This window comes from Pseudomonas sp. GW821-FHT07F01 (assembly GCF_059418825.1).
The window spans coordinates 946,142-963,411 of the sequence record NZ_JBWKQO010000001.1; the positions used below are offsets into that span (position 1 = coordinate 946,142).

The window sequence follows — 17,270 nt, forward strand, 5'->3', positions numbered from 1 at the left end:
GGTCCTTGCCTCTTACTGTCGGGCGGCCTGTCCCAGGGCCTTGGCCACCAGTTGCTCGTAGAGTTCGGCGTAGGGTTCCACCGCCTTGCACCAGTTGAAGGGCGCGGCCATGGCCCGGCAGCGCATGGCATTGAGCAGCGCCGGGTAGGCGAACACCTTGAAGGCCCGGGTCAGGGCCTCCTGGTAGCTGGCCACGGTGGATTCATCGAAGAGGAAACCGGTGACGCCGTTCTCGATGGTGTCTGCCAGGCCGCCGGTGTTGCGCGCCACCGGCAACGAGCCGAAGCGCTGGGCGTACATCTGGCTCAGGCCGCAGGGCTCGTAGCGCGAGGGCATCAGCAGGAAATCGCTGCCGGCGAACATGCGCCGGGCGTCGGTCTCGTTGAAGCCGATGTGCACCCCGATGCGGCCGGGGAAGCGCTGGGCGAGGGCGCGCATGGACTGTTCTTCCTCCGGCTCGCCGCGGCCGATAATCGCAATCTGACCGCCTGACTGCACGATGAACTCGGCCACCGCTTCGGTCAGGTCCAGGCCTTTCTGGTAGACCAGCCGCGAGACCACGGCGAACAACGGGCCGTTGCTGGCGTCGAGGCCGAACATCTGCCGTACATGGGCGGCGTTGGCCGCCTTGCCGTCCCAGTCGCCGATGCTGAAAGGGTGCATGAGGTGGGTGTCGGTGGCCGCGTCCCAGCTTTCATCGATGCCGTTGGGGATGCCGCTGAGCAGGCCCTGTTGGGTCTTGCTGGCGAGAAAGCCGTCAAGCCCACAGCCGAAGGCCGGGGTGGTGATCTCCTGGGCGTAGGTGGCACTGACCGTGGTGATGTGGCTGGCGTAGGCCATGCCGGCCTTGAGGAACGAGAGCTTGCCGTAGAACTCCATGCCTTCCTGTTGCAGGGCATGCTCGGGGATGCCCAGTTCCGGGCACGAGGCCAGGCTGACCACGCCCTGGTAGGCCAGGTTATGAATGGTGAACAGGGTCGGCGTGCGTTGCCCGCGCCAGTGCATGTAGGCCGGCGCCAGCCCGGCGGGCCAGTCATGGGCGTGCACCAGGTCGGGGCACCAGTGGATCTGCGCCAGGTTGGCGGCGATATCCGCCGCGGCAAGCCCCAGGCGGGCGAAACGAATGTGGTTGTCCGGCCAGTCGCGGCCGTTGTTGGCGCCGTAGGGCGTGCCTTCGCGCTCGTAGAGTTCCGGGCAGATCAGCACGTAGATCACCAGGCCGTCGGGCATGTCCATGCGCCCGATCTTGCAGGCCGGCAGTGCGGCGTGGCCACCCAGCTCACCGATGATGTGGATCGGGTTCTCGCTATGCAGCACCTGGGGGTAGCCGGGGATCAGTACCCGCACATCGTGCAGGTGGGCCATGGCCCTGGGCAGGGCAGCGGAAACATCGCCCAGGCCACCGGTCTTCACCAGGTCGGCGATTTCCGAGGTGACGAACAGCACTCGCTTGCGGTTGGGATTGGGCCGCGCCAGCGGCAGCACCGTCTTGTTCCCAGGGACCGGAATTGAGGGGGCGGCGCGTTCGCCGGCCTGCTGTTGAGGGTGATCTCCCTGAGTGTCCAATACGGCGCTGATCATGTGTCTCTCCCGTTTTATTGATCTGTTCTGGTGTCTCAAGCGCCGCGCGTGGCCAATTCCTGTGGCCGGACGCAAACGCGCCACACGTCGATCAGCCTGCGCTGCGCGAGCGTGGAAGCAGAAAGGGTGGAGGAGCCGTTGCAAGGAATGCACCAGTGGCAGCGACCCTACCTTTAACCTGACCTTGGGCCGAAGCGAAAAGTTTCGACTTTTTCTCGGTGAATGTGACTGCCCGGTCACAGTGCGAAATTCAGTCTAGGACAGAACCTAGAGCGGTGCCGGGGGAGGTGGGCGTTTCCAGGGGTTGGCAGGGTGGGCAGCGAATGCGTCCCGACGAAAGGTCGGCCATGCACTGCCCGGGAGCAGGGCCGTTGCGGCCCGGGGGCGAAAATGGGGAGGGGCAGCCGTGGGCCGGTGCCGTTGTGGTGCGGCGCCGCCCAAAGATCGGACACTGGCGGGCTCCTGTGCCCAGCGTTGCTGTGAGGCGGGGAAAAGCTGCGCAGGATCTTGCCTGGCGATCGCCACGGGGCTTTCAGTTGAGCAGGCGGATCGGCTGGCCAGCGTGCCAGGCTTGCAGGTCTTCGATCATCTGGCCGAAGAACTGCTGGTAATTCTGCCGGCTGACATAGCCGACATGGGGCGTGGCCAGAACATTGGGCAAGCGCCGCAAGGGGTGGTCGGCAGGCAAGGGTTCCTGGTCGAACACATCCAGCGCGGCCCCCGCCAGCCGGCCCTCTTCCAGGGCGGCAATCAGCGCGGCTTCATCGACAATCGGCCCGCGGGCGGTATTGACCAGCAGCGCCCCGGGCTTCATCCACGCCAGGGCCTGGGCGTCCACCAGGCCACGGCTGCGCTCGCTGAGCACCAGGTGCACCGAGAGCACATCGGCCTGTTCGAACAGTTGCTGCTTGTCGACAGGGGTCACGCCGGCCGCGGCCGCGCGTTCAGCGGTGAGGTTCTCGCTCCAGGCAATCACCCGCATGCCGAACACCTGGCCGAATTGCGCCACCCGTTGGCCGATGTTGCCCAGGCCGAGAATGCCCAGGGTCTTGCCGTGCAGATCGCCCCCCAGGCCTTGTTGCCAACCGCCTGCGCGCAGCGCGCAGGCTTCGCTCAGCAGGTTGCGGCTCAGGGCCATGAGCAGGGCCCAGGTCAGCTCCGGCGCGGCGTGCTTGTAGCTGTCGGTGCCGCACACCTGGATCCCCAGGGCGCTGGCCGCCTTGAGGTCGATGGCGGCGTTGCGCAGGCCGCCGGTGAGCAGCAGCTTGAGCTGGGGCAGGCTGCGCAGCAGGGTTTCATCGAACCGGGTGCGCTCGCGCATCACGCAGATCACCTGGAACGGCTGCAGGCGCCGGGCCAGGGTGGCGGGGTCCGCCGGGTAGTCGTGAAGGAAGCTGACCCGGCCGATGCTATCGAGCACCGACCAGTCCACTACCTCGCGCGCTACGTCCTGCCAATCATCGATTACCGCAATCTCTAGTGTCATGTTCGGGCTCCTGGCTCAGGGTTGCTTCAACCAGCCCAGCAGGGCCTGGTGGAAAGGCTCGGGTTGTTCCATTTGCGGTGCGTGGCCCAGCCCCGGGAACTGCACCAGGGTCGAATGGGGGATGCGCTGCGCCACCTGCCTGCCCAGCTCCTGGTAGTGGCCGATGCGCGCCTTGACCTCGGGCGGCGCGATATCGCTGCCGATGGCGGTGGTGTCGGCGGTGCCGATCAGCAGCAGGGTCGGCATCTTCAGGTCCTGGAATTCGTAGTACACCGGCTGGCTGAAGATCATGTCGTAGATCAGCGCCGAGTTCCACGCCACCAGGCGCTTGCCGGGGCCCTGGTTGAGGCCGGCGAGCATGTCCACCCAGCGCTGGTACTCGGCCTTCCAGCGGCCGGCGTAATAGGTCTGCTGCTCGTAGCGGCGGATACCCTCGGCGGTCTGCTTCAGCTCGCGCTGGTACCACTGGTCGACGCTGCGCCAGGGCACGCCCAGGGCTTTCCAGTCTTCCAGGCCGATGGGATTGACCAGGGCCAGTTGCCGGACCTGGTCGGGGTATTACAGGGCGTAGCGGGTGGCCAGCATGCCGCCGGTGGAATGGCCCAGCAGGCTGGCCTGGGTGACGCCAAGCTTTGCCAGCAGTTGATGGGTGTTCTGCGCCAGTTGCTGGAAGCTGTACTGGTAGTGTTCGGGCTTGCTGGAGGTACAGAAGCCGATCTGGTCCGGGACTATCACCCGGTAGCCGGCGGCGCTCAGGGCCTTGATCGAGCCCTCCCAGGTGGCGCCGCAGAAGTTCTTGCCGTGCATCAGTACCAGACTGCGCCCGTTGGCCGGGCTCTGGGGCGGTACATCCATATAGCCCATCTGCAGTGCCTGGCCCTGGGACACAAAGCTGAAATGGTGCAAGGGATAGGGGTAGTCGAAGCCCTGCAGTTCGGGACCGTAGACCGGCGCCTGGGCGGCGAGGGCAGGCAGGGCCAGGGGCAGCAGCAAGGCACTGAGCCAGCCAGGGGTAGCAAGGGGCATAAAGACACTCCGCAAGGTTGCAGGCGATGCTGTAACGGCCGGATTAGGGCGACGTTAAGCCACAGGCAAATCCTAGGTGCCGGTTTGCCGGCAAGGGAGGCCCTGGGGCAGGTGGTGCCGGGGCGGGCGCTTTCGCCGGCAAGCCAGCTCCTGCGCGCTGGCGTGGTGATGGGGAGCTGCGGGCGCTCAGCCGATCCAGCCCAGGGTCAGCCACGCCAGCACGGCGTAGCGCGCGCCCTTGGCCAGGGTGACCAGCAGCAGGAAGCGCTTGAGGGGTTCGCCCATGACGCCGGCCACCAGGGTCAGCGGATCGCCGATCAGCGGCATCCAGCTCAGCAGCAGCGTCCAGTGACCATAGCGTTGGTAAGGCACCCGGGCTCGCTCCAGGTGACGGGGGCTGACCGGAAACCAGCGGCGCTCCTTGTAGTGTTCCAGGCGCTGGCCCAGCCACCAGTTGACCAGCGAGCCCAGGACATTGCCCAGGGTCGCCACCAGCCACAGCCCCAGCACTGCCAGTTGGCTGTTGTGCAGCAACCCCACCAGCAGCGCCTCCGATTGCAGGGGCAGCAGGGTGGCGGCGCCGAACGCCGCCAGGAACAGGCCGAAGTAGGCGCCGAAGATCAACGGGCCGGGTAGTCCGCGACGACCACGTCCTTGCCCTCGCGGGTCAGGCCGATGACCTGGAAGGCGTCGGCGCCCATGCCGTCCATTTCCATCCCGGGGGAGCCCATGGGCATGCCCGGGGCGGCGATGCCCAGCAGGTCATCGCGCTTGCGCAGGGCCAGCACCTGTTCGGCCGGCACGTGGCCCTCGACGAACTTGCCGTCGATCACTGCGGTATGGCAGGAGCCCAGGCGTGGGGCGACGCCGAGCCGCTGCTTGACCGCGCTCATGTTGCTTTCCACGTGGTCGGTCACGGCAAAGCCGTTGTCCTGCAGGTGCTCGATCCACTTTTTGCAGCAGCCGCAGTTGGCGTCGCGGTGCACGTCGATGGGAATCAGTTCTCCAGCCTGGGCCAGGGAGCCGATCAGCAGGGCGGACAGGGCCGCCAGACGCAGTGAGGTGTTCATCGAAAGTCTCTTTGTCGCTGATCAATAAGGAAGGGTGGCATGGCCGGCCACCCGCGGTTGCACGCTCGGGGTGGTGCATTTTGCGGTTTTTTTCGCTGGCCGCCGCCGGCTTTTGTTTCAAGGTGATACCAAGGCTGGCCAGCGGTCGTGGCCTTCAGAACCATAGGCGCAGGCCCAGGACCAGGCGCGGATCGTTGTCCAGCTCGCCCTCGTCCCGGGCGTAGTCGGCGCTGCGGCCGTAGCTGCGGTTCCAGGTCACCCCTATATAGGGGGCGAACTCGCGGCGGATCTCGTAGCGCAGGCGCAGGCCGATTTCGCTGTCCGCCAGGCCTGCGCCCAGGCCCCGCTGCCGGTCGTTGCGGGTATAGAGGTTGACCTCGGCGGAGGGCTGGAGGATCAGGCGCTGGGTCAGCAGCAGGTCGTAGTCACCCTTGAGGCGCAAGGCAGCCTGGCCACCCTCGCCGAGGTAGGCGGTGACCTGGCTTTCAAAGTTGTACAGGGCCATGCCTTGCAGCCCCAGGGCGGCCCAGGTCTGCGGTGTGCCGGGCTTGAAGTCCTGGCGCAGGCCGCCCACCAGGTCCCACCAGGGGCCAAGGGCATGGCCCCACAGGGCTTGCAGCTCGGCGTGCTCGGTAACGCCCCGGGTGCGTTCGCCTTCACTGCGCAGCCAGAGCCGGTCGCGGTCGCCACCGACCCAGCCCTCGACCTCCCAGGCGACGCTGCCGCCCGGGTCGGCGTCCTGCCATTCCAACTGGTCCACCAGCAGGAAAGTGTTCAGCGACGGGCCGTGGATGTGACCGCTGGAGCCCTGGTAGACCGCCGCCCGATCGGCATCGGTCAGCACCGGGATCGGTGTGCGGCTTTGTGTGGGGGTTGGCGCCTGCATGCCGGGCATCTGCGAGTGGTCCATGGCGCCCATGGCGGTCCCGGGCACGCTGGAGTGGTCCATGCCTGGCATCGACTCGCCCTGTGCCGGTGCCCAGGGCCAGGCCAGCAGGAGCAGGCCCAGTCTCAGGCCGACGCTGGGCTGCCGGGTGAAGCGGGGGTGATCAAGCTTCATGGTGGCGTTCCTCCTCGACCCGGACTTCGCGGAACATGCCGCTTTCCATGTGGTACAGCAGGTGGCAGTGATAGGCCCAGCGCCCCAGGGCATCGGCGGTGACCCGGTAGCTGCGGCGGGTGCCCGGCGGCATGTCGATGGTGTGCTTGCGCACCTGGAAGCGGCCGTGTTCGTCCTCCAGGTCGCTCCACAGCCCGTGCAGGTGGATGGGGTGGGCCATCATGCTGTCGTTCACCAGTTCGATGCGCAGCCGCTCGCCATACCGCAGGCGCAGGGGTTCGGCTTCGGCAAAGGGGATGCCGTCGAAGGACCAGGCGAACTTTTCCATGTGCCCGGTCAGGTGCAGGATCAGGGTCCGGCTCGGTTCGCGACCGTCGGGGTCGGCGAAGGTGCTTTTCAGGTCGGCGTAGCGCAGCACCCGGCGGCCGTTGTCACGCAGGCCGATGCCCGGATCGTCCAGGCGCGGCATGGGGTTCACCGCCTGCATGTCCACCAGGGGGTTGTTGGTTTCCGAGGTCGGGTGGCTGATCGCGGTATTCATCGCGCCGTGATCCATGGCGGCCATGGCGCCATGGTCCATGCCCGGCATGGCCCCGTGATCCATGGCACCCATGGCCATGTCCGTCATGCCCAGCAGCGGTCGCGGGTCCATGGCCGGTGCCTCGGCCACGAGCCCGGGGGCGCTGGCCAGGGTGCCCAGGGCATAGCCGCTGCGGTCCATGGCCTGGGCGAACAAGGCGTGGGCTCCGGCACCGGGTTGCACCAGCACGTCGAAGGTTTCGGCCACGGCAATGCGCAGCTCATCCACGGTCACGGGCACCACGTGCTGGCCGTCGGCGGCGACCACGGTCATCTGCACCCCGGGGATGCGCAGGTCGAAATAGCTCATGGCCGAGGCATTGATCACTCGCAGGCGCAGGCGTTCGCCGGGGCGGAACAGCCCGCACCATGGCTGGCCCGGGGCCTGGCCGTTGAGCAGGAAGGTATAGGTGGCGCCGCTGACATCGGCGAGGTCGGTGGGGGTCATGTTCATCTGCGCCCACATGCTGCGCTCGGCCAGCGTGGCCGCCCAGCCGTCGCGGCCGACGTCCTCGATAAAGTCGCCCAGGGTGCGCTTGTGCTGGTTGTAGTAGTCGGACTGTTTCTTCAGGGTGCGCAGGATCTGCCCCGGCTCCTCGTCGCTCCAGTCCGAGAGCAGCACCACGTAGTCGCGGTCGTAGCTGAAGGGTTCCGGTTCCCGGGCGTCGATCACCAGCGGGCCATACACCCCCAGTTGTTCCTGCAGCCCGGAATGGCTGTGGTACCAGTAGGTGCCGTGCTGCTTGACCGGGAAGCTGTAGCGGTAGAGCCCGCCGGGCTCGATGCCTTCGAAGCTCAGGCCGGGCACGCCGTCCATGTCGGCCGGCAGGATGATCCCGTGCCAGTGGATGGAACTGGGCTGGTCCAGGCGGTTGCGCACCCGCACAGTCACCCGGTCGCCTTCGCGCCAGCGCAGCAAGGGCCCGGGCAGGCTGCCGTTGATGGCCATGGCCTTGCGTGGCCGGCCGCTGAAGTTCACCGGCAACTGCTGGATGCACAGGTCGAAGTCGCTGCCGGCCAGGACCTCGGGCTGGCCCGGGCTGCTGATGGCCCAGACCGGGTTGCGCCACAGGCCGAAGCCGGCTAGCACGCCACCGGCAGCCAGGGCCTTGACGAAGGTGCGGCGGGAGGGGCTGTGGAACGAGGAGGGGCGCGGCATCGGAGGCTTCCAGTCAGTCAGCGGATTGGAGCGGACTCTAATCGGCGCTGGCTGTCAGGAAACTGAGGTGGGCATTACAGATTTGTCAGTCGTCGGGCTGTTCCAGGCGCTGCTTGAGGTTGCCCAGGGCCTGGCTCGAAAGCTGCTCCATGCGTGCTCGCAGGCCACTGAGCTGCAGGTCGGTGGCGTATTCCAGGGTGCGCCGGAACAGTGTGCCGTGCCCCTGCTTGCTCAACTGGTAGTGGAGCGAACCGTCCAGCGCTGCGGAACTGAACAGGGTCTTGAACTCCTTGGGAAACACCGCCACCAGCACCCGGTAGCTGATGGGCAGTTGCACCCCCAGCAAGTCCATGGTCTCACTGAAGCGGTGGCCTGCAGGCAATGAACCGCACAGGCCGGTGTCGGCACGCAGGCTGGAAGGGTGCCACTCCGGCCAGCGGTCCGGCTGCGTCACGTAGTAGTAGACGGTGTCGATACTGGCCTGGATAAACAGTTCGTGGCTGATCTGTTCATGCAACAGATGTGTCTGGCGCTGACCCATGGGACACCTCACGTCCTTGTGACCGGAGCCTGAAATATAGCCCCGCCCCGGCGGGCTGCCAGGGGCGGGGGCAGACCGTTCAGCGGACTTTGAAGCGGCTCATCAGGTGGCTGACCTGGGCATTGGCCTGCAACAGGCTCTGGGTGTTGCTTTCCCCGGCCCGGGCGCTGTCCACGAGTTCCTCGACCATGTGTCGGATGCTCACCATGCTGCGGTTGATTTCCTCGGTCACGGCGCTCTGCTGTTCGGCGGCGGTGGCGATCTGGGTGCTCAGGCTGTTGATCTGGCTCACCGAGTCGGCCATTTCGTCGAGCCCGCTGTTGACCCGGGCCGTGGCATCCGCCGCGGATTGGCAACTGGCCTGGGTGTTTTCCATGGCGCTGACCGAGGAACTCACGCCCTGGGTCAGGCGCGCGAGCATTTCGTTGATCTGCGAGGTGCTGTCCTGGGTCCGCGCGGCCAGGGCCCGCACTTCATCGGCGACCACGGCGAAGCCGCGGCCCTGTTCCCCGGCCCGGGCGGCCTCGATCGCGGCGTTCAGGGCCAGCAGGTTGGTCTGCCCGGCGATGGCGCCGATCACCCCGAGGACCTCGGTGATGCGCTGGGCGTCGGCTTGCATGGCCTCGACCTTGTGGGTGGCATCGGCGACTTCGTCGATCAATGCGATGACGCTGCCGGAAGCTTCGCCCACCACCACCCGGGAGCGTTCTGCGTGTTCGTTGGCGCGGCGGGTGAAGTCTGCGGTCTGGGCAGCGTTGGCGGCAACGCTGTCGGCGGTGCTGCTCATTTCGGTAATGGCGGTCACCGTCTGATCGGTTTCCGAGGCATGGCGCAACAGGATCTGCTGGCTGTGGGCCGAGCTCTGCTGCAACTGCCCCAGGCTCCCGGCCATGGCCTCGGTGGCCTGGGTGACCTCGCCGATCATCTGTTGCAGGTACTGGATAAAGCGGTTCACCGAGTGGCCGATGGCCCCCAGTTCATCCTCGGCGCGGATCACGATGCGCCGGGTCAGGTCGGCGTCGCCGGTGGCCAGGGCGTCGATATTGCCCTTGAGGATCTTCATACGCTGCACCAGCTGGCGGATCGCATAGACCTGCAGCAACACCAGCAGGATCACCATGGGGATCTGCAACAGGCTCAGGGTGCTCAGCACGTCGTCGCGCTGGGCGGTGATCAGCTGGGTCGGCAGGGCACTGGCGAGAAACCAGGGCGTGCCTTCGATGGCGCGCATGAAGAAGGTGCTGGGCACCCCGGCGTTGTCGAACTCGACGCGCCTTGCCCCCTGGTCACGCTGCTGCAGGGCGGCCTGGACCTGGGCGGCGAAGGGGGAGCCGGGGCTCAGGTCGCGGATGTTCTTGAGCATGATCGGGCCGTTGATCCGCGAGCTGTTGCTGATGATCTTGCCGTCGGCTTCGACGATCAGCATCTCGGCCTTGAGTGCCTGCTCCTGGCGCGCCACCAGGTCGTTGAAGAATCCCAGGGTCACGTCGATGGTGGCCACGCCCCAGGGCTGGCCGTCGCGGCGGATGGCCATGGCGCAGTTGGTGCGCGGCTCGGCACTGGCATCGTCCTTGTAGGCCGCGGCCCAGGCGCACTGGCCGGGGGCGGTCTGCATGCCGCCCAGGTACCAGGGCTGCTCGTAGTAGTTGGGTGCCGGGTCGCTGTTCCAGAAGGTGTTGACCACCAGCTTGCCGGAGGCATCACGGTGCCAGAAGGTGCTGTGCTTGTTGCGCCCCGGGGTGCGCTGGCCGGGCAGGGGCCAGATGCCGCCGCCGAAGACTTTCTGTTCACCGTACTGGTCCACCAGGCCCGGCAGGACCTTGTCGATGCTGTCGCTGTCGAGCAGGGGAATGGTCTGGGTGATGCTGCGTTGCTGGGCCTGGACCTTGTTCAGTTCGCCCTGGATACGCTGCGCCACTTCGGCGATGCGGTTCAGGGCTACCTGTTCTTCGGTATGACGCAGCTTGGGTGCTACCAGTTGGCTGATGCCCACCACTGTGAGTATCAGCATCAAGACAATGAACAGGACCAGAAACAGCGTGTAGCGGGCTTGAATCGTGCGCAAAGCGGGCATGGGACCTGTCCTTACCGAGCGATTTTTATTATTCGGGAATGGGATGCCTTGTCAGGGCATCCACAGGATGTCGGCGCGGTTTTCCCGCTCTTTAGTACGATCGTCCAAAAAAAGGCATGCCCTGGAAAAAAGCTGCGCCCAGGGATGGTGGGGCAGGGCAAAGGCGCCCGGTCAAGGGCAAGGCCAGGCATGAAAAGATGACACCTTGATGGCCGGGGAAACTTGCCAAGCCTTTTAAACAGGGGCTTTGCGGCAATTGTGTCGAGTTTGTACAAAAATTGTAAATTCAGGAAATAAAGCGTTGTTGGTGCTTGCCACGGCGTTGATACTTGCGCCCATTCAGATGTTTCAACACGGCTTACATCCTTATTCAGATGCCTTGTCAGAAGTTTCATGGCGCTGAAAAAGGTGATTGGAAGGCCGGACTACAGGAGTTACAGCATGGCAATCGGATACGTCGGCGGCTGGACCAGTAAAGCTGGTCTGCTGGTGCAGGAAAACGGTGGCAGCTCGTCCAAACCGGTTTCCCAAAGCGCCAAGGTACGGCAGATGCTCAGCCTGGTAGGCCAGAACCCTACTGTGCTCGACATCCGCAAGATGGATCAGTTGAAGCTGCACAAGCAGATCAAGGGTTTCGATCCGACCAACGTCACCGCCAAGTCCCTGGGCGGCATGAGCACCTTTCTCAAGAACAATGGCCTGATTTCCGATGTCACGGCGCTGAACCTGATCAACGCGGGCGATCAGTTCGACCGTTTCGGGATTCCGAAGAACCCTGATCAGCCGTTCAATGCCCTCGAGTATTTCGCCATGAAGCTCGATGACATCCAGAACAACAACCTCAAGGGCAACAAGTACGCCAACTACCTGATCCCCGAGTACAAGAAAGCCATCTATGTACTTCAGGGTCTGCAGAACTATGGCAAGGGCAACGGCACCACAGTGACTGACAAGAACGTCTCCACCAAGGCCTGACTCCCATGGCGCGCACGGCTTGCCGGTGCGCGCCACAGCTCCGCTTTCAACGCCCCAGCAAGCCCATGACTTCTTTGGCATACCGCGTTCCGGCGGTGGTCTGCGGGCTGAAAATCTGCTCCAGTGACGCCAGCTCCTCGGCGCTCAGCCTCACCTCCAGCGCCGCCACGTTCTCCTCCAGATACCGTCGTTGCTTGGTTCCGGGAATCGGAATCAGGTAGTCGCCCTGGGCCAGCACCCAAGCCAGGGCCAGTTGCCCGCTGCTCACTCCCTTGTCCGCCGCCAACTGCTGCACTTGTTGCACCAGGCGCAGGTTGTGCTGGAAGTTCTCGCCCTGGAAACGCGGGTTGAAACGCCGGTAGTCGTCGGCGGCGAAGTCTTCCGGGCTTTTCAAGGCGCCGGTGAGAAACCCACGGCCCAGCGGGCTGTAGGGCACGAAGGCGATGCCCAGGCGCTGGCAGGCGGCGAGGCAGCCGTTGTCTTCCTGATCCCGGCTCCATAGCGAATATTCACTTTGCAGGGCGCTGATCGGGTGCACCTTGTGCGCCCGCTCCAGGGTCGCCGCCGAGGCTTCGCTCAGGCCCAGGTAGCGCACCTTGCCGGCCTGGACCAGCTCGGCCATGGCGCCGACGGTTTCCTCGATGGCCACGTCCGGGTCGACCCGGTGCTGGTAGTACAGGTCCAGGGTGTCCACCCCCAGGCGCCGCAGGCTGCCGTCGATGGCGGCGCGAACGTATTCCGGCCGGCCGTCGACCCCGCGGGCCGCCGGGTTGGCCGGGTCGCGGACAATGCCGAACTTGCTGGCCAGGAACACCTGTTCGCGCTTGCCGCGAATGGCCCGGCCGATCAGTTCTTCGTTGCTGTGGGGGCCGTAGATGTCGGCGGTATCGAGCAGGTTGACGCCCAGCTCCAGGGCCCGGTGCAAGGTGGCGACGGCCTCCTGGGGATCGTTGCCGGTGGTGTAGAAATCGCTCATGCCCATGCAGCCCAGGCCAATGGCGGAAACCTGCGGGCCGTCCTGGCCCAGTTGTCGAGTGCGCATCGATGAATGCTCCGGTAAGGGGAAAGAGCCTGCAGTGTGCTACTCGACAAAAAGCCGATAAACAGGCTAAAAGTGCTATCACTATTATTAAATTCTAAATAATCGTCAGGTTTGCTCCATGGATCGTTTCAACGCCATGCGCGTCTTTACCCGTATCGTCGAGCTGGGCGGCTTTGCCAAGGCTGCCGACAGTCTGCAGATGCCGCCGGCTTCGGTGACCATTCTGATCAAGCAACTGGAGGCCCATCTGGGGGTGCAGTTGTTGCACCGCACCACCCGCCAGGTCAGCCCGACCCTGGACGGAGCCGCCTATTACCAGCGTTGCGTACGCTTGCTGGCGGACCTGGAGGAGAGTGAGGCGGCGTTTTCCCTGGCCCGGCACAACCCCCGTGGACTGTTGCGTATCGATATGCCGGTGGGCATCGGCCGGTTGCTGGTGATACCGGCGCTGCCGGAGTTTTCCGCGCGCTATCCGCAGATCGAACTGGAGATCGGCCTCAATGACCGCCCGGTGGACCTGATCCGCGAGGGCGTGGACTGTGCGCTGCGCGGCGGCCCGGCCCTGGACGAGAGCCTGGTGGCGCGGCCGCTGGCGCAGTTGCAGCAAGTCACCTGTGCCAGCCCCGGGTACCTGCGCCAGCGGGGGGTTCCCCGTACTCCGCAAGAGCTGCAAGGGCACCAGATGGTGGAGTATTTCTCCAATGTCAGCGGCAAGCGTTATGGCCTGGAATTCTTCTTCGCCGGCCAGTTGCAGCCGGTGCAGTTGCCCAAGCGGGTGGCGGTGAACAGCGCCGATGGCTACCTGGCGGCCTGCGAAGCCGGCTACGGGCTGATCCAGACCCCGTACTACCACGTTGCCCGGCAGTTGCAGGACGCGACCCTGCAGCGGGTGCTGGAGGACTACCCGCTGCCTGCATTGCCGCTGACCGCGCTGTACCCGCCCCAGCGGCACCTGTCGACCCGCCTGCGGGTATTCATCGATTGGCTGGTGGAGCTGTTCGCCCGCCCGGGCAATCACATTTCTTGCCCCTGAATGGTCGGGCGCCAGGCAGCAAAACGCCCGCGACAAGGCGGGCGCTGGTGGCGAGATCGGGCGGCTCATGGGGCCGGTGGGCTGGCCGGATGACTCAGCGGTGATAGTAGCCCGGGCCGCCGTCGTAGTAGCGGTGGTGCCCGCCATCGTGGGGCATGATGATGCAGCCCGACAGGGTCAGCATGGCCAGCAGGGGAATCAGCAGTGTGATTCGACGAAACATGGATCAATCCTCAAAGGGCTCGGGGAACACGGCAGGACGACAAGGAAGAAAAAACTCCTTCGCGCCTGTACCATGTGACCCCGATTTGCCCGGCTCATCCCCGAATCCGGGTATGTGCTTGGCATCGATCTTGATACACGGCAGATACAATTTCAGCTTCAGGACCCGGCAATGACTCAGAAACAACGCTTGATCTACTCGATTCTGATTTCCCTGGTGGTACTGGGAATCATGCTTGGCCTTTCCTACCTGCAGAACAACGGCATCATCAGCGAGAAGCTGTTCCAGTACATCGCCATTGGCGTGGCGGTGGTCGTGGTGGTGATCAACGGCGTGATGCGCCGCAAGGTCAAGCCCTGAGCCCGGGCTCGACGGCCTCAGGAGAGACCGTCGAGCACCGCTGCGGCCTGCTGGTGCAGGCTGTAGCTCTTGTCTGCATTGAGGGTCAGTACACCCTCGCTGCACAGCCGCTTGAGCACCTCCCGCACACTGAGAAAGGACAGGGGAATGTCCAGTTCCAGCAGTTGGCTGTGGATGCCGCGCACCCCCAGGGAGCGGTCGCTCTGGGCCGCGGTGAGCAGGGCGTCGATGACTTTCAGGCGAATCAGGCTGGTACGCAGGCCGAAGCTTTTTAGCAGGTGCTTGATTCGTTCATTACTGTTGCGCTCGGCGTTCTTGCCGAAGACACCGGCGCCGGCATTCAGGGAAGGCGTGCTGTTCACGGTGTTGCCGTCCATTGGCAGTTGCGGGTTGTACATGCAAAAACTCCTTATCAGAGCCTGATCAGGAAAAGAATGATGGATGCTCTAGTAACTAGACGAACGAGCACGGCAAATCATGAAGTCCTGAATGTAGAAAATTTGTCGGTATCAGGTCGCTGACATGTGATGGCGGGGCTTTTGGCCTTTGCGGATTAAATTTTTTTCAAGCATTTCGTCTTTATGGGCAGGCAGGCGTCGGGTGATCCGTGCGCGGCTGGATTCCCAGACTGGCGGCGTTGCCAACCGCTCCTGCACACCAGTCCTGGTTCTGTATTTTTGCATCAGGAGTCGGCGTGATCATTTCCAGGCAGTTACCGAGTTTTTGCCTTGCAGCCCTGTTTCTAAGCTTCAGCGGTGGCGCCCATGCCTTGGCGCAGCCCGAGCAGACCCGCGCCGAGATTCGCCGCACCAGTTTTGGTGTGCCGCACATCCGTGCCGACGACGAGCGCGGCCTGGGCTACGGCATCGGCTACGCCTACGCCCAGGACAACCTGTGCCTGATGGCCAATGAGGTGCTGACGGTCAACGCCCAGCGCTCGCAATACTTCGGCGCCGAGGGCCAGACCCTGGAACAGCGCGACAACCTCAGCAGCGATCTGTTCTTCAGTTGGCTCAACACTCCCCAGGCCGTGGCGGCCTTCTGGCAGGCCCAGACCCCGGCGATGCGCGAGCGCATGCAGGGTTACGTCGAGGGCTACAACCGCCAGCTGGCGGAGCGCCAGGCCCAGGGCCTGCCCGAGCAATGCCGGGGTGACTGGGTGCGGCCGCTGGCCACCTCGGACCTGGTGAAACTGACCCGACGCCTGTTGGTGGAAGGCGGTGCCGGGCAGTTCGCCGAGGCCCTGGCCGGGGCCACGCCACCTGGAGCCACGGCCCAGGCCGGGCTGCCGGCCGAGCACTGGCAACTGGCGGCGGCACGCCAGCAGCGTTTCGCCCTGGACCGTGGCAGCAACGCGGTGGCCATCGGTAGCGAGCGTTCGTTCAACGGCCGTGGGCTGCTGCTGGCCAACCCGCATTTTCCCTGGGTCGGCGGCATGCGCTTCTACCAGATGCACCTGACCATTCCCGGGCAACTGGATGTGATGGGCGCGGCCTTGCCCGGCCTGCCACTGATCAATATCGGCTTCAACCAGCACCTGGCCTGGACCCACACCGTGGACGCCTCCAAGCACTTCACCCTGTACCGCTTGCAACTGGACCCCAAGGACCCGACCCGCTACCTGCTGGACGGCCGTTCGCTGCCCCTGGAGCGCCAGACCCTGACCGTGCAGAGCAAGGGCCCGGACGGCCAGTTGCAGCCGCGTACGCGCACGCTCTACAGCTCGGTCTTCGGCCCGATCGTGCAGTGGCCGGGGGAACTGGACTGGGATCATCAATATGCCTACAGCCTGCGCGACGCCAACCTGGACAACAGCCGGGTGCTGGCCCAGTGGTACGCGATGAACCAGGCCAGCAGCGTGGCCGGCCTGCAAGACAGCGTGCACCAGTTGCAGGGCATTCCCTGGGTCAACACCCTGGCGGTGGACGATCGGGGCCGGGCGCTGTACATGAACCAGTCGGTGGTGCCCAACGTCACCCAGGCCAAGCTGGCGCAGTGCAGTGATCCGCGGGCCGGCACCCGGGTCATCGTTCTGGATGGCTCGCGCAGTGCCTGCGCCTGGGATATCGACCCGGCAGCGGCGCAACCGGGGATCTTCGCCGCCAGCCAGTTGCCGCAACTGGCGCGCAACGACTACCTGCAGCATTCCAACGATTCGGCCTGGATGGTCAACCCGGCGGCGCCGCTGCAAGGCTTTTCGCCGGTGATCAGCGAGCAGGACGTGCCGCTGAAGATGCGCGCGCGCTTTGCTCTGGATCGCCTGAGCCGGATGCACAAGGCCCAGGTCAGTGACCTGCAGCACCTGGTCACGGACGATCAGGTGTACCTGGCCGGCCAGGTGATGCCCGATCTGCTGCAGTTCTGTGAGCAGGACCTGGGGGCGGATGCCCAGCGCCTGGGGCCGGTGTGCGCCAGCCTGAAAGCCTGGGACCGCAGCGCGGGGTTGCAGGCCGGCCTGGGCTTCCTGCACTTCCAGGGCATCATGCAGCCGCTGTTGCAGGACCCCAGCGTGTGGCGCGTGGCCTTTGACCCGAAAGATCCCCAGCACACCCCACGGGGCCTGGCCATTGGCCGGCCAGCGGTGGTCCGGGCACTGCGCGAGTCGATGCTGGCTTCGGCGCAGCAGGTCGCCGAGGCCGGGCTGGGGAGTGACGTTCGTTGGGGCGATATCCAGCAGGTCAGCCAGGGCGGCCAGCCGACCCCGGTGCCCGGCGGCCCTGAAAGCCTGGGGGTGTACAACGCCATCCAGAGCGTGCCGGCGGCCGATGGCAAGCGTGAAGTGGTCAGCGGTACCAGCTACCTGAACGTGGTCAGCTTCGACGAGCAGGGGCCGCGCGCCCTGGGGCTGCTGGCGTTCTCCCTGTCCAGCGACCCGGCCTCAGCGCATTTTCGCGACCAGACTGCTGCTTTCGCCCGCAACCAGTGGAGCGTGCTGCCCTTTACCGAAGCGCAGATCCGTGCCGATGGCCAGTATCAGTTGCAGGTGATCGAAGAGCCGCGCAAGGGGGCGGTACTGGCGCGCCAGTAACGATTGAGCGTGAGCATCAAGAGGAGGCCGCCC

The 17,270-nt window shown here is 65.2% G+C and carries 14 protein-coding genes and 3 pseudogenes; 4 read left to right on the forward strand and 13 right to left on the reverse strand.

Annotated features, from left to right (window positions below):
* Positions 1-12 precede the first annotated feature (12 nt).
* The 10 genes and pseudogenes from glgA to AC07R1_RS04325 all read right to left on the reverse strand — a co-directional run.
* Positions 13-1,581, reverse strand: a complete 1,569-nt coding sequence (glgA, locus tag AC07R1_RS04280; RefSeq protein ID WP_047286397.1) for a glycogen synthase GlgA — start codon at positions 1,579-1,581, stop codon at positions 13-15.
* A gap of 532 nt (positions 1,582-2,113) precedes the next feature.
* Complete coding sequence (locus tag AC07R1_RS04285; RefSeq protein ID WP_495110182.1) at positions 2,114-3,067, reverse strand: D-2-hydroxyacid dehydrogenase family protein; 954 nt, start codon at positions 3,065-3,067, stop codon at positions 2,114-2,116.
* 15 nt (positions 3,068-3,082) lie between these two features.
* Positions 3,083-4,093: pseudogene (locus AC07R1_RS04290) on the reverse strand (alpha/beta fold hydrolase).
* 186 nt (positions 4,094-4,279) lie between these two features.
* Positions 4,280-4,717 carry a YqaA family protein gene (locus AC07R1_RS04295; protein WP_047286400.1) on the reverse strand — a complete coding sequence of 146 codons (438 nt, stop codon included), beginning with the start codon at positions 4,715-4,717 and terminating at the stop codon, positions 4,280-4,282.
* Positions 4,714-5,163, reverse strand: a complete 450-nt coding sequence (locus AC07R1_RS04300) for a DUF411 domain-containing protein (RefSeq protein ID WP_047286401.1) — start codon at positions 5,161-5,163, stop codon at positions 4,714-4,716. Before AC07R1_RS04300 ends, AC07R1_RS04295 begins: the two co-directional genes overlap by 4 nt.
* 154 nt (positions 5,164-5,317) lie before the next feature.
* Positions 5,318-6,223, reverse strand: a complete 906-nt coding sequence (locus AC07R1_RS04305; RefSeq protein ID WP_495110183.1) for a copper resistance protein B — start codon at positions 6,221-6,223, stop codon at positions 5,318-5,320.
* Complete coding sequence (locus tag AC07R1_RS04310; protein WP_047286403.1) at positions 6,213-7,961, reverse strand: copper resistance system multicopper oxidase; 1,749 nt, start codon at positions 7,959-7,961, stop codon at positions 6,213-6,215. The genes AC07R1_RS04305 and AC07R1_RS04310 overlap by 11 nt, the downstream gene beginning before the upstream one ends.
* An 85-nt stretch (positions 7,962-8,046) precedes the next feature.
* Positions 8,047-8,502, reverse strand: coding sequence for an SRPBCC family protein (locus AC07R1_RS04315; RefSeq protein ID WP_495110184.1), 456 nt, complete (start codon positions 8,500-8,502; stop codon positions 8,047-8,049).
* Positions 8,503-8,581: 79 nt separating this feature from the next.
* Positions 8,582-9,112 (reverse strand): annotated as a pseudogene (locus tag AC07R1_RS04320) (methyl-accepting chemotaxis protein); the annotation flags it as partial.
* Between the two features lie 327 nt (positions 9,113-9,439).
* Positions 9,440-10,576, reverse strand: a pseudogene (locus tag AC07R1_RS04325) (cache domain-containing protein); the annotation flags it as partial.
* 441 nt (positions 10,577-11,017) lie between these two features.
* Here AC07R1_RS04325 and AC07R1_RS04330 point away from each other — a divergent pair.
* Entirely contained in the window at positions 11,018-11,551 is a 534-nt protein-coding gene (locus tag AC07R1_RS04330; protein WP_047286406.1) for a hypothetical protein, read from the forward strand.
* 46 nt (positions 11,552-11,597) lie between these two features.
* On the opposite strand, the gene AC07R1_RS04335 is transcribed toward AC07R1_RS04330, so the two are convergent.
* Positions 11,598-12,593, reverse strand: coding sequence for an aldo/keto reductase (locus tag AC07R1_RS04335; RefSeq protein ID WP_495110185.1), 996 nt, complete (start codon positions 12,591-12,593; stop codon positions 11,598-11,600).
* A 118-nt stretch (positions 12,594-12,711) separates the two neighbouring features.
* Between AC07R1_RS04335 and AC07R1_RS04340 the strand changes: the two genes are divergently transcribed.
* Positions 12,712-13,626, forward strand: coding sequence for a LysR family transcriptional regulator (locus tag AC07R1_RS04340; protein WP_015635537.1), 915 nt, complete (start codon positions 12,712-12,714; stop codon positions 13,624-13,626).
* A 94-nt stretch (positions 13,627-13,720) separates the two neighbouring features.
* On the opposite strand, the gene AC07R1_RS04345 is transcribed toward AC07R1_RS04340, so the two are convergent.
* Entirely contained in the window at positions 13,721-13,849 is a 129-nt protein-coding gene (locus AC07R1_RS04345) for a hypothetical protein (protein WP_011061188.1), read from the reverse strand.
* Positions 13,850-14,020: 171 nt separating this feature from the next.
* Here AC07R1_RS04345 and AC07R1_RS04350 point away from each other — a divergent pair, with 171 nt between their 5' ends.
* Entirely contained in the window at positions 14,021-14,209 is a 189-nt protein-coding gene (locus tag AC07R1_RS04350; RefSeq protein WP_015635538.1) for a hypothetical protein, read from the forward strand.
* 17 nt (positions 14,210-14,226) lie between these two features.
* On the opposite strand, the gene AC07R1_RS04355 is transcribed toward AC07R1_RS04350, so the two are convergent.
* Positions 14,227-14,607, reverse strand: a complete 381-nt coding sequence (locus AC07R1_RS04355) for a hypothetical protein (RefSeq protein WP_011061190.1) — start codon at positions 14,605-14,607, stop codon at positions 14,227-14,229.
* A 296-nt stretch (positions 14,608-14,903) separates the two neighbouring features.
* On the opposite strand from AC07R1_RS04355, the gene pvdQ reads away from it, so the two are divergent.
* Positions 14,904-17,237 (forward strand): bifunctional acylase PvdQ, encoded by a 2,334-nt coding sequence (pvdQ, locus tag AC07R1_RS04360; RefSeq protein ID WP_495110186.1) that lies wholly within the window; start codon positions 14,904-14,906, stop codon positions 17,235-17,237.
* Positions 17,238-17,270: the final 33 nt, after the last annotated feature.